Raw genomic sequence first — 13906 nt, forward strand, 5'->3', positions numbered from 1 at the left:
TGGCGCCACCTACCGGCTGGAGGAGTCGGCTGATGCCGACTTCGCGAGCGCGGCGCCGCTGCACGAAGGCCCGACAGCGCGTTTCACCGTGCTCGGCAGAACGCCGGGCACGCGGTACTACCGTGTGCGCGCCGTGCTGGGCGCGCGCCGCAGCCCGTGGTCGCGCCCGGTGCGCATCGAAGTGGGCGCCCTCGGCCACGAGACGTGCGACTGGCAGCCGCGCGAGCTCCTCGCGATCCACCGGCTGATGCTGCGTGCCGCCGCCGGCCGGGGCGACGTGCTCGCGGTGCTGTCCTTGCCCGAGCACCATGACGCCGCGATGGCGGCCGAGCACGCCGAGGCCTTGCGCGACCCCAGGCCGCACGGCGACGCCTCGTTGCCGCCAGCCATCGGCCACGAGGAAGCGCATGCGTTGTCGCACGGTGCGCTCTATCACCCCTGGCCGGTGATCCGGCGCGACACCGAGATCATCCGCTTCACGCCCGACGGTGCCGCTTGCGGCCAGCTCGCCGCGGCTGCGCTGAGCCGCGGTGCCTGGGTTGCGGCGGCCAACCGGCCGCTGCGCGATGTGGTGGCGCTCAGCCCGCCGGGCATTGAGCCCACGCTCGCGCACCGGCAGCAGTTGCTGGATGCGCAGGTCAACCTGCTGCGCAGCGCCCCGCACGGCTTCGTGATCTCCAGCTCGGACACGCTGACGCTCGACAGCGCCTGGCGCCCGGTCAATGTACGGCGGCTGATGTGCCTGCTGCGCCGGCTGGTGCTGCGGCGCGGCGCCGACTACGTGTTCGAGCCCAACGGCGCCACCCTGCGCCGCACTGTCGAGCGCGGCTTCGAGGCGGTGCTCGACACCCTGTTCCGACGTGGTGCCTTCGCTGGCGCACAGGCGCGCGATGCCTATCGCGTGGACGTGAGCGACGTGCTGAACACCGCACAGCGACGCGACCTCGGCCAGTTTTGGGTGGAGTTGAAGGTGGCGCCGGCGCTGCCGATGAGCTTCCTGACCCTGCGGCTGGTCCGGGAGGGCGAGCGTTTGGTGTCACGGGAGGTGTATTGATGAGCGCCGTGCCGTTCACCGCCTTCAACTTTGCCGTCGAGATCGTTCCGGAGGGTGGCTCGTCGCCGCTCGTCAGTGCCGCGTTTGCCGAATGCGACGGGCTCGAAATGGGCATGGAGGTGAAGACCATCCGCGAAGGCGGCAACAACGACCGCCAGATCCGCCTGGCCGGCCCGGCCACCTTCGGCCAGCTCACGCTCAAGCGTGGCATGACCGAAGCGAGCTTCGAGCTGTGGCAGTGGATGAGCGATAGCGTGGCCGACCCCAGCCTGCGTGCCGAGGCGGAGTTGGTGCTGTTCGCCGCCGACGGCAACACCGAGCGAGCACGTGTGGTGCTACAGCGCTGTCTGCCAGTGAAGCTGAAGGTGCCGGCGCTGCATGCCAAGGACGGCGCGGTGGCGGTGGAGGAGCTTCAGCTTGCGTACGAACGCTTCACCGTCAAGCGGGGACGTTGACCATGACCCAAGCAGCAACTGCCAAGGCCCAGTTGACCGAGCTCGACGAGGCGCTGCACGAAGCGCTACCCGGTGGCAAGCGTGTGACCGTGCAGTTCAATCCCGAGTCACTCAAGCTCACCTTCGCCAACCAGATCCAGAACAACAACACCCGCAGCAACGGCGGCAGTGCCGCAGGCGGCTCCGGCGACCAGGCGCAGGGCACACAGGGCCGCCAATTCGTCGGCGCCGGCACCACCAAGCTCGCGGTGCAGTTGTGGTTCGACGCCAATGCGGTGGACCAGGGCGGCGACCGAATCGACGACGTGCGGCGGCTGACGCAGGAGGTCATCTACTTCATCACACCGAAGGAAGCCAGCTCCGACCCGACCAAGTTCCTGCCGCCGGGCGTGCGTTTCGCGTGGGGCTCGTTCCTCTTCAACGGCCTGGTCGACGGTATCGAGGAGACGATGGACTTCTTCTCGCCCGAGGGCAAGCCGCTGCGCGCGACGATCTCGCTCACGCTGTCGCAGCAGACCATCCTGGTCTCCAGCTTCAGCGATTCCGAACGCGTTGCCGGCCGTCCACGCACACCGGGTACTTCACCGATGACGCCTGCCGCCGCCGGCAGCACCTTGCAGGGCCTGGCCGCCGTGGCAGGTGCGCAATGGCAGCACATCGCGGCGGCCAACGGCATCGAGAACCCGCGCCTGCTACAGGCGGGGCAGTTGGTCGATCTTTCGGCACGCGTGCCGCAAGAACCGTTCTGAAAGGAGAAGCGAGATGCCCGTGGTCATCAACGAATTCGAGGTGGTCGACACGCCGCAGGGGGCACCAGAGCGCCACGACGACGCTGCGCCAACCCCTCAATATGCGCTCCCAGACCCGCAAGACCTGCGCCGCTTGCTCGCGGAACAAGCCGAGCAGCAGATGCGTCTCTGGGCCCATTGAGATGGCCCGCGATCACAGCGCCATCGCTTCTGCCCGCCCGGGTTTCAGGGTCGGCGGCGAGGATCAGCCCAGGCTCGACGCGGGCTTGCTGCGCCTCGTGTGCGGCGAGACCGAGGTGGGGCTGGCGCATTGCGAGGCCGAGTTCGGCAATTGGGGCGACCAGAACGGCCGCACCGGCTTTCTCTGGTTCGATCGCCGCCTGCTGGAGTTCGGACGCGACTTCGTCGTGCGCATCGGCAGCGCCACGGTCTTCGACGGCCGCCTGATGGCGCTGGATGCACGCTTCCCGGCGCAGTCCCCGCCCACACTCGCGGTGCGGGCCGAAGACCGCTTGCAAGACCTGCGCATGACCCGGCGCACGCGCAGCTTCGAACGCATGAGCGATGCCGCCGTCGTGAGTCAAGTGGCGCGCGACCACGGCCTCACGCCTCAGGTGGACCTGGCCGGCGCTGAGCAGGATGTGGTGGTGCAACTCAACCAGAGCGATCTGGCTTTCGTACGTGCCCGAACGCTCGCCGCCGACGGCGAGCTGTGGCTGGAAGGCCAGACCTTGCATGCGACCCGCCGCGCGTCGCGTAACGATGCGCAGCTCGAACTGGCGCTCGGCGCGCGGCTGCGCAGTTTCGAGGTCTGTGCCGACTTGGCGCACCAGCGCACAGCGGTGCGTTGCACTGGCTGGGACGTGACCCGCAAGCAGGCGGTCGCGGCCGAGGCAGCCGCGAGCGCCATTTCCAGCGAGTCCAGTGGCGGCACCAGCGGCCCCGACGTGCTGCGCCAGGCCCTGGGCGAGCGCAAGGACACGGTGGCGCACACCGTGCCGTCCGACGACGGCGCGGCCCGCGGCTGCGCCGAGGCACATTTGCGCGCGACCGCACGGCGCTTCCTGCGTGGTCGCGGCCTGGCCGACGCCGATGCGCGCATCCGCGTAGGACGCCGGATCACGCTGCAAGGCCTGGGGCCCTTGTTCTCCGGCGCTTACGGCGTGGTGGAGGTGTGCCACCGCTTCGATCCGACGCACGGCCTGTGGACCGAGTTCGTCGTCGAACGGCCCTGGATCGGGAACGCCTCCTCATGAACGCTGCCCAACGCCCGATGCTCGACGCGCTGCTGCAGGCTCGCTTGCCCGAAGGCTGGGGGGGGCTTTGGCATGGCGTGTACCCCGCGCTGGTCGTCGATATCAAGGATCCCGAGGCTCAGGGCCGCGTGAAGCTGCAGCTGCCCTGGGTGCCCGATGCGGCGGGAGGGTCCTGCGAGCTGTGGGCACGGCTGGCCACGCTGATGGGTGGCAACAACCGTGGAAGCTGGTTCATCCCCGACGTGGACGATGAGGTGCTGGTCGCTTTCGAGGCCGGCGATGCAAAGCGTCCTTACGTCATCGGCGCACTGTGGAACGGCCGGGACCAGCCGCCCGAGTCGATGGACGGCGCGGGCAGCAACGACAAGAAGGTGGTCTGTTCGCGCAACGGCGTGAAGCTCACGCTGGTCGACCAGGACGGTCAGGAGAAGCTGATCCTCGAAACCCCTGGCGGCCAGAAGATCACGCTGAAGGACGGCCCCGGCGCGGTGGAGATCGCTGACAGCAACGGCAACTCGATCACGCTCGAAACGGCGGGCATCACGATCAGCGCCTCGGCCAAGGTCACCGTGCAAGCCAGCCAGGTCAAGGTGTCGGCGGGCATGGTGCAGGTGGATGCGGGCCTGTCCAGGTTTTCCGGCGTGGTGCAGGCCGACACCGTCATCGCCAACAGCGTGATCAGCGCCTCGTACACACCGGGCGCGGGCAACATCTGGTGAGGCAGCCATGACCCAGCACCCTCTCGCCTGGACCGCACCACCCCCCTTCTGGACCGATTCCAGCGGCCGTGTCGTGCCGCATGGAGACCTGGCGCGCCCGCAGATCCTGCGTTTCGCCACCGACGACTTCATGCCCGAGCTGCTGTCGCTGCTGGAGCATGAGCCCAGCTCGCTGGCGCAGTACGCGGTCTTCAAGGAAACCTGGCGCGGCCCTGCAGGGGCACCTGCTGCCGATGCCCGGCGCTGGCTGCAGCGGGAGCCGAAGCGTCTGCTTGGTGTACGGCGTGCGTCCTCGAAGCGTGCGCCTGCGGTCGGGACGGCCAGCCTCCCGCTGGCGCGCAACACCGCACAGCCTCTCAAGCTGTACCAGCCGGCGCACCTGCGCCACTACCTGGTCAGCGGCTCGCTGGTGTGCCGCACGCCGGGTCTGCCCGACCGGCAGGTGGATCCGGCGCGGCACAAGGTGTCGTTCGTCGTGCGTCGACTCTTCCCCAAGACGACGGTACCACCGCCGAACGAACTGCCCGATCCGGCCGACACCGACCAATGGGACGAGCACGCGTTCCTGCCGAAGGGCCAGGCTGGCGCCTGGCACAAGGTGGGCACCGCCGACAGCGAGCGCGCGGCCGCGCTGCTGCCCGGCGAGGAGCGCCTGGCCATGTTCCCTTCGGCCTTTGTGCAGGACGACGGCCGGCCGCGCCGGCTCTATGTAGGCAGCGTACCAGTGGGACGGCGCGAGGCCTACCAGGCGGCAAGCCAGGCACCGGTCCCGGGCGGCGCGCAGGCGCCGATGGACCCACGGCTGGCCTTGTTCCATACGCAGGTGCTGGCGCCGTGGAAGGCGCTGGTCAACCGGGTGATGCTCAACGGTCCGACAGGCGAGCCCGAGTCCCCCGCACAACGAGCCGCCTGGCTGAAGGCGGCCCGACCCGAGTGGGTGTTCGCGAACACCAGCACCGGGTTCGATCGCAACGCGCCAGATGTCGATGCCCTGCGCGCCACGCGAAGCGGCGTTCAGACCGCGTCGTGGTACCTGCTGCTCGACCTCTCCCTCTACCTGAAGGAACAGCTCAAGTCCGGCTTCTGGGATGTCGTGCAAGCAGGCGGGGTGCCCGTGGGTCCAGCGCGTTCGCTCTACGATGCCTTGAGCAGCGCGGCCATGCCCGGCGAGCTGACGAGCAGCAGCGACAGCTTCACCGCCGGCCCCGCACGCATCGTGGGTGATGCCTATCGAGAAGATGAGGTCGAGTTGAACCTCATCGAGGCGCTGAAACGCATCGTTGAGTTCGAGTCCGTCCTCGAAAGCGCACGAGGCAGTTTCGAGATCCCCTCGGCATCCGGGGCTGCCAAGCCCGCCGGCTGGCCCGACTTCCTGTTTCTCTTCGCCGATCCGTGGTTCGGCGTGCTGCAGCCGCCCGAACCGGACGACTTCAACCCGCCGACAGGCGACTACCTGGCAGAGAAGATCCAGGCCCGCATCCACTCGCTGGCCGGTTTCGTCGAAGCCGCACTGCCGCCGCTGGACGGCACCCGACCCTTGCCCGAACCCGCGCTCGCAACGATGACGCCCGCCGACCTGCGCGAGGCCTGGTACGTGATGCGCCTGGTCTATGAGCGGCCCGATTGCGCGCCATTCCACGGCACCGTGGTGAGCGCCGCGACGCAGCCGTTCCAGATGGCGGGCTTCTTCGATCCCGACGCGCCGGCGCGGCCCATCCGCATCGGCCTGCCGCTGGACATCAGCCCCGCGGGGCTGCGCAAGTTCGACAAGAACACCGCGTTCATGCTGTCCGACATGCTGTGCGGCCAGATCGACCGCATGAAGGGCATCGGATTGGGCGACCTGGTGCGCAGCGTGCTGCCCTGGCCGCTGCACAAGGACCTGAACGTGCCCGAGAAGGGCGACTGCAAGACCAGCGACGGCCTGTCGCTCGGCGTGATGTGCTCGCTCTCTATCCCCATCGTCACGATCTGCGCGCTGCTGCTGGTGATGATCATCGTCAGCCTGCTGGACTTCATCTTCCGCTGGCTGCCGTACTTCATCGTCTGCTTCCCGCTGCCCGGCTTCAAGGGCCGGAAGGAGCCCTGATGGACGCCGCGCGGCTCTACGGTCGAGGCATGGGTTTCCCGCCGCGTGTGGGCCTCGACGGGCGCATCGTGTGGTCCAGCGGCGAGGACAATATCCGAGAGTCCATCCGCATCATCCTGATGACCGAGCCGAGCGAGCGGTTGCGCCTGCCGCAGTTCGGCGCCGGCCTGGGGCGGTTCCTGTTCGAGCCCAACACCGCGGCCACCCATGCGCTGATCGCCGAGCGCATCCGCGATGCGCTGGCGCGTTTCGAGCCCCGCGTGCGCGTGCAGGCGGTCGATGTCACGGCCGACCAGGAAGACCCCCACGCCGCCATGGCCACCCTCACCTACCGGCTGGTCGCCACCCAGGCCCTCGAGCGCGTGTCGCTCGCGGTGTCGGTGGGCGGTGTCTCGCCGGCCTGACCACTGTCTGAATGCCATGCCGATCACCCCCCCTTCCATCGACGACCGCCGCTTCCAGGACCTGGTGCGCGACGCGCTGGCGCGTGTGCCGGTGCACACGCCGGAATGGACACAACTCGGCGAAAGCGACCCCGGCGTCACGCTGGTCGAGCTGTTCGCCTTTCTCACCGAAAGCCTGCTCTACCGTGCCAACCGCGTGCCGGAGGTGAGCCGGCTGAAGTTCCTGCGCCTGCTCGGCCTGCCGCTGGCCGCCGCGACGCCGGCGCGCGGCCTGGTGGTACTGCGCAACGAACGCCCCGACGCGCGCGCCGAAACGGTAGCCGGCGGCACCGAGCTGCGCGCCGGCGAGGTGGCCTTCCGCACCGTGGCGGCCCTCGATGTGCTGCCTGTGGAAGCGCGCGCCTATGTGAAGTTCCGCGTCCAGACGGGCGAGGCCGACGAGGCCTACTACCGCCTGCTCTATGCCGCCGCACAGGCCGAGACCCCCGAGGCCGAGCTCACCCTGTACGAAACCCGGGTGCTCGACATGCGCAGCAGCGTGGACCTGGCGCGCGACACGGTCGATGGCATGTTGTGGTTGGCGCTGCTGCACGCCAAGGATGCCGATCCCGACGCGGTGCGCGCGCAGTTGGCGGGCCGCACGCTCTCGGTGGGCCTGATGCCCTATGTGGACGATGCGCCCAAGACGCTGGGCACCCAGGGCCATGGCGGCGCCGATGCGGCTGCGCCATGGGTGCGCTACGAGATGCCGGCGCTCGATACCACCGCCATCAGCGGGGGCCACCGCCAGGCCACCTACCGGGTGCGCGACGCGCGCAGCAGCGACGACGTGCTGGCGGGGCCCGGCGTGGTGGAGGTGTCGCTGCCTGCGCAGGCGGAGATCGACACCTGGCGCGACCTCGATCCGCTGGAGGCCGGCGTTGGCGACTTTCCGCCCGCGATCGACGATTCCGCGCTGGCCGATCGCGTGCTCACCTGGCTGCGCATCGTGCCCTCATCGTCGGCCCGCGCGCGCTTCCTGTGGGCCGGCGTCAACGCCGTTCGCATCGAGCAGCGCATCGCGGTGGTCAACGAGCTGGTGGGCGAAGGCGACGGCCGCCCGGACCAGCAGTTCAAGCTCGCACGCGCGGGTGTCGTGGCGGGTTCGGTGCGCCTGGACCTTGCGCTTGCCGGCCGCACCGAGCGCTGGCAGTCGATCGACGACCTGATGGCCGCCGGTCCCGAAGTGCGGGCCCTCGATGCACAGCGCGCGCCGGGCCAGGTGTGGCACGACCCACGGCCGAGCGAGGTGTTCGTGGTGGACGCCGAGGCCGGCACGCTGCGCTTCGGCGACGGCCTGCGCGGCCGCCGCCCGCCCGCCGGCGCCCGCCTGGTCGCTCACTACGACAGCTGCGACGGTGCGCGCGGCAACGTGCCAGAACACGCCCTCACCAGCGGCCCGACGCTGCCGCCCGGCGTGAAGCCTGACAACCCCCTGCCCACCTGGGGCGGCGCCGATGCCGAGTCGGCACAAAGCGGCGAGAAGCGGGTTTCAAGTTTCATCCGCCACCGTGACCGCCTGGTCACTGCGGACGACTTTGCCGAGATCGCGCGCCGTGCGCCCGGCGTGGACCTGGCGCGGGTCGAAGTGCTCGCGGCCTACCACCCCGATCTCGGTGCCAGCGAGCCCGGCGACGCGCCCGGTGTCGTGACGCTGATGCTGGTGCCTCGACACGATCCACGCCAGCCCAGCGCGCCGGCGCCGGACCGTGCGCTGCTCGATGCGCTGTGCCGCCATCTCGATCCGCGTCGCCTGGTCACCACCGAGCTGGTGCTGCGAGGGCCCGAGTACGTGCCCTTGTGGATCTCGCTCGGCATCACGGTGGCCGGCGGCTTCGCGGTGCCCGCTGTGCGCGACCGCGTGAAGCAGCGCCTCATTGACTACCTGGCGCCGGCACGGGATGCCGAGCGCACCGCTGCCCAGGCAGTGAGTGCGCTCGCGCTGCCGGGCATGGAGAACGGTTGGCCGCTGCGCAAGGCGGTGAACCGTCTGGAGCTGATGGCCGAGGCCAGCCGCGAACCCGGCGTGCTGCGGGTCGATGAGCTGCAGCTGGCGCAAGGTGCCGAGGGCCAGGTGCCGGTGGACGTGCCGATGCGCGGCCTGCAGTTGCCGCGCATTGCCGGGCTGTCGGTGGAGCTGGGCAGTGCGCTGCCGCTGGATGCCTTGCGCGGCAGGTCCGGCAGCGGCGACCCGCAACGCCGCATCGTGCCGGTGCCGGTGGTTCCGCAGGAGTGCTGATGAAGGACGCCAACGGCAGCCGCTTCGAACTCCTGCTTGGCGAGGCCGACTGGGGGCGTTGCCAGCTCGCGGGCGAGGAAGACCCTGCGCGTACGCTGAGTGACGCCTGGACCGATGCGGATGCGGCCGTGCCGCTGCTGTTCGACCGCGACCATCAGAGCCTGTCGCTGGCACTGCGCATCGCGCACTTCCGTGCCGCGCGCAGCGACGCGCCGGCCGACCCGGCTGCGCGACTCGGTGCGGCGGCTGACGCCTTCGGCAACGTCTACTGGGTAGCCGACGGCGGCGCCCGCATCGATGTGCTCGACAGCGGTTCGCGCGCGGTCGCCGTCCACTGGCTGACCCATCCACCGCCAAGGCCGGTGACGCATGGCGACTTCGCAGCGCTTCAACCTGCGCCGGCCCAGACGTCGCGCTTGCTGCGCGGGCTCGCCGTGACGCGCGAGCACTACCTCGTCGCCGGCCTGAGGCCGCAAGAGGGCGTGCCGGGTGGGCTGTGGGTGTTCGACCTCGTGGCCGGCGGACCGCCCTTGCCACTCGCGTGGCCGGCCGACTGGCCCTTCGATCCACACGACCTGGCGCCGCGACCCTGCGGTGGGCTGGCGGTGCTGGACCGCAGGCATCGGCGCGTCTGGCAGCTCGACCGCCGGCTTGGCATGCACGCGGTGTTTCCGGTGGGGGCCGACGATGCTTCGGGTGCCGATGACTTCCTGCCGCTCGCGGGTGCGCCGCTTGTCACCCCATCGCCTCGGCGCAGGCCCTGGTTCGATCTCGTGGCCGATGCAAGGGGCGGTGCCGACCCGGTGGCGGTCGAGGTACTGGCCGATGGCGCCGTGCTGGTGATGGACGCGGCCGGCCTCGACGGCTTCGCACTGCTGTCGCTCTATGTCGATGGGCTGCTCGCGGCACGCGCCTCCACCCGTGTGGTGCTGGACATCCTCGATGCCGACGAGCGCGCCGGCTTCGCACTGCATGGCCACGATGTGGCCCTGGCCCCCGTGGCGGCCGGCCAGCCGGAGCGCATCGTGATCGCCTCGCAGGAGGGCAACCAGTGCTTCGCATTCGACCTGCTGCGCGACGCCGGGGCCTTGCGCCTGCAGCCGCTGCGCCTGTTCCTGCCGATGCGCCGCTTCGCCGGCAAAGGCCTGGTACGGAGCCGCCCCGACACCGACAGCCGCCTGGCCGAAGACAGTGGTCTGTTGTACGACAGCCTGGGCACCTGGCTGCCACTGGTGGTCGAGAAGCGGCCGCGCTATGCGCGCGAAGCGGCGCTGCAGGCACCGCCGTTCGACAGCGGCGAGCCGGCCTGCGTGTGGCACCGCATCGTGATCGACGGCTGCGTGCCGCCGGGCAGCCGTGTGCGCATCGAGTCGCGCGCGGCGGAGAGCACCGAGCAACTCGCCGACCAGCCCTATCGGCGCGAGCCCGATCCGATGCTGCGGCCCGATGGCAGCGAGCTGCCCTGGCTGTGCGACGGCCCGGGGGCACACACCCATGCGGCGCTCGGCCGGGGCGCGTGGGAGCTGCTCTTGCAGCGGGCGCACGGCCGCTACCTGCAGCTCAGGCTCACCCTCGAAAGCGCCGACGAGCTGGCGACGCCGCGCCTCACGGCGCTGCGCGCCTGGAGCCCGCGCTTCTCGTATTCACGCCGCTACCTGCCGGCGGTGTACCGCGAAGACGCGACCTCGGCCGACTTCCTGGAGCGCTTTCTCGCCAACTTCGAGGGCTTGTTCACGGTGCTCGAAGACCGCATCGCGGCGGCTTCTGCGCTGTTCGACGTGCGCAGCGCGCCGGCCGACACGCTCGACTGGCTGGCCGGCTGGCTGGGCCTGGTGCTGGATCCTGCCGTGGACGAGTCCCGCAAGCGGCTCTTGATCCGCTTCGCGGTGCCGCTGTACCAGTACCGCGGCACCGTGCAAGGGTTGCGCCTGGCCACCGAGCTGGTGCTGTCGCGCTGCGTGAAACCGCAGGACTTCGTGCTGCCGGCGCGCTCGCAGCACCAGCCCTACGGCATTCGCATCATCGAGCAATACCTGACGCGGCGGCTGCCGCGCCAGCTGCTGGGTGAGACGACGCTCGATGTGCCGCGCCGCGTGGCCGAAGGCGCGCGCTGGACGCCGGCCGAGGGCCGCGACGGGCTGGACCGGCGCTACCGTGCCGCGCTGCAACACGCCGGCATCGAGGGCGCGGCCAGCGCAGAGTTCGAGCCGGTGGCGCCGGCGCGGGGTGCCGACGTGTGGCGCGCCTTCTGCGCCGAGCAACTCGGGGCTGTGCCGCAACTGGCCGAGGCACTGGTTGCGCGCTGGCGCGCCCACCTCGCGTCGCTGGACGCCGCCGACCGCCACGGCCTCGGTCCGCGGCTGCCGCGCCATGGTCCGACCGACTCCGATGCGCAATCGCTGTGGCGCGACTTCGTGACCCTGCGCCTGCCGCCCTCCCTGCGGCGCTGGCTGGCGCGCTGGCAGGCGTTCCTGGCCCGGCGCTACCAGCGCATCGAGGCCTACGAGCGCACGTGGGGCCTGCGCTGGCCCGAGTTCGGCCTGGTCCCGGCGCCGGACGTGCTGCCCTCCGCCACCGAGGCCTTGGCCGATTGGGCCTGGTTCGAGACCCGGCTGGAGCCCATGGCGCAGGCAGCGCACCGCTTCAGCGTGCTGGTGCCCAGCAGCGGTCCGCTGGCCGAGGTGCAGGCCCTCACGCGGCACCTCGAATGGGCCCGCCGCGTGGTGCAGATCGAAAAACCCGCGCACACCGTGTTCGACGTGCGGCCGTACTGGGCCATGTTCCGCACCGGCCACGCGCGCTTGGGACTGGACACGCTGCTGGGCGAAGGCAGCCGCGCGCCCTCGCTGGCGCCAGAGCTGATCGTCGGTCGCAGCCATGTGGGGGCGAGCCGCGTGGCGCTGGGGCGGCTTGTGCCGCCGGACCGGCTGCCGCTGGCCTGTTGATCTGAGGAGAAACCATCATGGGATGCTGTGCACCGAACGCCGTCGGACCCGGATCGGCCGCGGCGGACTCCTGCAAGCGCGTCAACTACACGCTGGGCATGCTGCTCGGTGTCGACGATTTCGTGCAGGAGTCGGCCTACCACATCGCGCGCCGGCACGAACTGGCCCGCGAGCTGCTGGGTTACGGCACCGTGCACGGGCTGCAGGTGGTGGTGGAAGCCGACGGCGACAGCGGCCCGCGGCTGCGCGTGATGCCGGGTATGGCCTGGCTGCCCTCGGGCACGCCGGTGTGCGTGAGCAGCGCGCAGTGCGCCCACTTGAATGACTGGCTGGCCGCGCATGCGAGCGAGCTGCCGGCGGCCTCGCCGATGTCGCGCCTGACGCTGTATGTGGTGCTGTCGCATGCGCAGTGCCTGACCGACAACGTACCCATCCCCGGCGAGCCTTGCCGCAGCGACGACGAGCTGATGCAAGCCTCGCGTGTGGCCGACGGCTTCCGACTCGAGCTGCGCCTGGCCCCGCCGCCACAACGCGAAGAAGAGGCGATCCGCGACTTCGTCGCCTGGCTGCTGGCTCTGCCGGCGGTACCCAGCTCACCGCCTTTGACCGAAGCCGAGTTCGTGGAGCAATTGCGCGAAGCCGCGCGCTACTGGCTGGCGCCCACGTCCCCGCCCACGTCACCCCCCGACTTCATGCTCGGCGCGGCCCCCGCAGGGACCAGCGACGCCTTGTTCACCACCGCCTTGCGCTTGTGGACCACCGAGCTGCGGCCGCTGTGGATGGCGCGCTCCGACTGTGGCTGCAGCATGGAGCCGATCGCGCCGAAGGACGATGCCGTGCTGCTGACCGAATTGCAGGTCGAGCTGGTGAACACGGCCGAAGGCTGGCGTGTGAGCGATGCGTCCGACGCAGTGCTGCAGGACGAGAGCCGACGCCCCTTCCTGCTGAGCCTGCGCATGCTGCAGGAGCTGATCGCCCGCCATCCGGCGCCCGACCCGGGCGACAGCGTGGTCACGGAATACGCCTTCGGCCAGGCACCGGATGCCGGCGTGTCGCTGCAGTTCTCGCGTGCCGACCACACCCACGGCACGCCGGCCTGGCCCGAGCTGGGCGGTGACCTCACCGGCCCGATCGACGATGCACGCATCGACAGCCTGCAAGGTGTGCCGTTGGGGGCGGCCAGCCCGCTGGTCGACGGCCAGGTGCTCACGGTCGAGGGCGGGCAGTGGGTCCCGCGTACGCCCGGGCAGCCGGGACCGCCCGAGCGGACCGACCTTGCCGGCGACGTGAGCGGTCCGCCGGCCAGCAACCAGATCGTCCTGCTGCAGGGCCACCGGCTCAATGCATACGAACCTGGGGCCAACCAGATCCTGCGCTACATCGAAGGCGAGTGGATGACGGTGGACCTGCCGCAGGTGCCGCCGGTGTCGGGTGAGTTCGTGGACCGGGGCGACCCCGTGCGGCGCTATCAGATCGTGGCTGCCGCCGAGGTGGACCTGCTGCTGCGCCCGGGCGGCCGGCAACCCCCGCAGCTGCGCCACCGCTACGGCGAGATCGAAGGCCTGGGTGCGATGGTGGATCCGCAACAGCCAGAGCGCGCCGTGATCGGCCTGCGCGTGACGGCGCGCGATGCACGGCAGTTCTCCGGCCACATCGTCAAGCTCACGCCGGTTTGGACCGTGAGGACACGGTTCGGCTTCCGGCTGTACCTGCTCGAAGAGGTGGTCCACGAAGGCCAGGCGTTCATCGAGTTCCGCGTGCTGCTGCTGGCGGACCAGGCCATCGCCGGGAACGAGGAGCTGCCCTTCCGCTTTCAGGTGGAGCTGAGCCGGTTCGAGGAGGTAGCGACATGAAACATTCAGCGTCAACCTGTCTTTCACGGGCCGCCGCGCCGGGCCGCCCCAAGCAAGGCCCGACCCTCTCGGAGGGTCGCTGGCCGTATCCGGCCAGCGGGGTG

Annotated in this window: 11 protein-coding genes; all 11 read left to right on the top strand. The window is 70.4% G+C overall.

From position 1 onward, the window contains the following. On the top strand, nucleotides 1-1054 hold a 1054-nt coding region (locus OOT46_RS26485; protein WP_265406633.1), incomplete at its 5' end, for a phage tail sheath C-terminal domain-containing protein. Further along, the gene (locus OOT46_RS26490) at nucleotides 1054-1509 is read left to right on the top strand and encodes a phage tail protein (RefSeq protein WP_265406634.1); all 456 of its coding nucleotides are present in this window, start codon (nucleotides 1054-1056) and stop codon (nucleotides 1507-1509) included. The genes OOT46_RS26485 and OOT46_RS26490, both read left to right, overlap by 1 nt. A 2-nt stretch (nucleotides 1510-1511) precedes the next feature. Beyond that, nucleotides 1512-2258: a hypothetical protein gene (locus OOT46_RS26495; protein WP_265406635.1), complete on the top strand. Its 747-nt coding sequence runs from the start codon at nucleotides 1512-1514 to the stop codon at nucleotides 2256-2258. A 13-nt stretch (nucleotides 2259-2271) separates the two neighbouring features. After that, nucleotides 2272-2439 (top strand): hypothetical protein, encoded by a 168-nt coding sequence (locus tag OOT46_RS26500; RefSeq protein ID WP_265406636.1) that lies wholly within the window; start codon nucleotides 2272-2274, stop codon nucleotides 2437-2439. A gap of 1 nt (nucleotide 2440) precedes the next feature. After that, complete coding sequence (locus OOT46_RS26505; RefSeq protein WP_265406637.1) at nucleotides 2441-3514, top strand: phage late control D family protein; 1074 nt, start codon at nucleotides 2441-2443, stop codon at nucleotides 3512-3514. Continuing rightward, the gene (locus OOT46_RS26510; protein ID WP_265406638.1) at nucleotides 3511-4233 is read left to right on the top strand and encodes a phage baseplate assembly protein V; all 723 of its coding nucleotides are present in this window, start codon (nucleotides 3511-3513) and stop codon (nucleotides 4231-4233) included. The genes OOT46_RS26505 and OOT46_RS26510 overlap by 4 nt, the downstream gene beginning before the upstream one ends. 7 nt (nucleotides 4234-4240) lie before the next feature. Further along, nucleotides 4241-6322, top strand: coding sequence for a hypothetical protein (locus tag OOT46_RS26515; RefSeq protein ID WP_265406639.1), 2082 nt, complete (start codon nucleotides 4241-4243; stop codon nucleotides 6320-6322). Next, nucleotides 6322-6726 carry a GPW/gp25 family protein gene (locus tag OOT46_RS26520; protein WP_265406640.1) on the top strand — a complete coding sequence of 135 codons (405 nt, stop codon included), beginning with the start codon at nucleotides 6322-6324 and terminating at the stop codon, nucleotides 6724-6726. The genes OOT46_RS26515 and OOT46_RS26520 overlap by 1 nt, the downstream gene beginning before the upstream one ends. A 16-nt stretch (nucleotides 6727-6742) precedes the next feature. Next, a complete protein-coding gene (locus tag OOT46_RS26525; protein ID WP_265406641.1) occupies nucleotides 6743-9004 on the top strand; it encodes a baseplate J/gp47 family protein in 2262 nt (753 codons plus the stop codon). Next, nucleotides 9004-11949 (top strand): phage tail protein, encoded by a 2946-nt coding sequence (locus tag OOT46_RS26530; RefSeq protein WP_265406642.1) that lies wholly within the window; start codon nucleotides 9004-9006, stop codon nucleotides 11947-11949. The genes OOT46_RS26525 and OOT46_RS26530 overlap by 1 nt, the downstream gene beginning before the upstream one ends. 17 nt (nucleotides 11950-11966) lie before the next feature. Then, nucleotides 11967-13802 (top strand): hypothetical protein, encoded by a 1836-nt coding sequence (locus tag OOT46_RS26535; RefSeq protein ID WP_265406643.1) that lies wholly within the window; start codon nucleotides 11967-11969, stop codon nucleotides 13800-13802. The last annotated feature ends 104 nt before the right edge of the window (nucleotides 13803-13906 follow it).

The sequence above is a fragment of the Aquabacterium sp. A7-Y genome (assembly GCF_026153205.1).
Taxonomy (GTDB): Bacteria; Pseudomonadota; Gammaproteobacteria; order Burkholderiales; family Burkholderiaceae_C; genus Caldimonas.